Annotated in this window: 1 protein-coding gene; it reads left to right on the forward strand. The window is 39.8% G+C overall.

The features are described from left to right. The first annotated feature begins 420 nt into the window (after positions 1 to 420). Positions 421 to 1,650, forward strand: coding sequence for an IS110 family transposase (locus F9279_RS24720; protein ID WP_031540352.1), 1,230 nt, complete (start codon positions 421 to 423; stop codon positions 1,648 to 1,650). The last annotated feature ends 152 nt before the right edge of the window (positions 1,651 to 1,802 follow it).

Below are 1,802 nucleotides of genomic sequence, written 5' to 3' on the forward strand. Positions count from 1 at the left end.
TCTCCTCGTATAGTAAGTTTATAGTCCTCTTTCGAGGTAATTTCCAATTAAAATATTGTTCTTTGATAATTCTATAGATGTTAGTTCAGATAGTGGGGGGCTAGCCCCCCACTATCTGAAAAAGTTTTCCAAAGGGTGGACTTTTCGTGATGTCCCTAGATAATGGTCTTAGGATCATTTGGGGGATTTCTATCATCTCCTGTAGCTTTGACTACTACAAAAGTCTGTCTCCCCAGTCCTTGTTCGAACTTCTAACCCGCAGGCTGTTCCCTTTGGCAGCCCATGCTGGAAGTTGCAGCTTCCAGGCAGCTCATGGACCAAAGTGAGTTCTAATACGCGAGGGTGATTGACCGACAAGTACACTGGGGATATCCCGAAGAGTCCTTCCCTTGATCCTAGATTGAAAGGAGGTTAGCCACCATGAAATTATTTGTTGGAATAGACGTTAGCTCTCAAGATATGAAAGCTTGTGTCATGAATTTTGAAGGAGAAGCATTAACTGCTCTCACTGTTGACAACAATTTGACTGGGGCATCTTATCTGAAAGATCAGATTGTCAAGATAGCCCAAAGTAACTCAATTTCCGAGATTCAAATCGGGATGGAGGCCACTTCAGTCTATAGTTGGCATCCTGCTATGTTTTTTCACGAGGATGAATCTCTTAAAGAATTTAAAACAACAGTCTTTACTATTAATCCAAAACTAATTAAAAAATTTAAAGAGTCATATGTTGACCTGGATAAAACAGACCAAGTCGATGCTTGGATTATTGCAGATCGCTTACGGTTTGGACGTCTTCCACTAACGGCGGTGATGCAGGAACAATTTATTGCTCTTCAAAGGTTGACAAGAATGAGATATCATCTCGTTCACAACCTAACGCGAGAAAAGCAATATTTTCTGCAACACTTATTTTATAAGTGTAGTTCCTTTACGACTGAAGTGGATAGTTCGGTTTTTGGAAATGCCATGTTAGAGCTATTTCTTGAACAATATAGCTTAGATGAAATTAGCTCAATGGATCTTCAAGAACTTGCGAATTATCTTCAAGATAAGGGCAAAAATCGCTTTACTGACGCCGAGTGTGTGGCGAAATCCATTCAAAAGGCTGCGAGATCTTCCTACCGATTATCAAAGTGTGTGGAAGATTCTATCGACCTATTATTAGGGACTTCAATAGAGTCCATCCGTAGTATAACTAAACAGATTAAAGAACTTGACAAAGCCATCCAAAAGCTTCTAGAAGGTATCCCTAATACCTTACAGACGATTCCAGGAATAGGCCCAGTCTATACCGCTGGTATTTTAGCCGAAATTGGACAAATTGATCGCTTTGATAACCAAGCTTCCATTGCCAAATATAGTGGACTTACATGGTCCAAGAATCAATCAGGAAAGTTCCAAGCTGAGGAAACCAAAATGATACGTTCAGGAAATAGATTTCTTCGTTATTACCTTGTTGAAGCTGCCAACTCGGTTCAACGAAATGAACCTGAATTTCGGGCATACTACCTGAAAAAATATCGTGAGGTTCCTAAGCATCAACACAAAAGAGCACTCGTCTTAACGGCAAGAAAACTTGTGCGGTTGGTCGATGCGCTGCTACGCAACGATCAAGTCTACACGCCAAGAAGGAAGGTGAATAACTAAAGGATAAAACATCCTAAATCCTTCAATATTTTCCAGTAAATGGTTTAATATCTTACTGGGTTTCTTAAGTATTGTCTTTTTTAGGTATTGGTTGGCTTACAATTTCCAATTCCTTAGATTTTGGTACTTGACATATTACCGCAGGACTTTTC

Source organism: Bacillus sp. B1-b2, assembly GCF_009183415.1.
Taxonomy (GTDB): domain Bacteria; phylum Bacillota; class Bacilli; order Bacillales; family Cytobacillaceae; genus Niallia.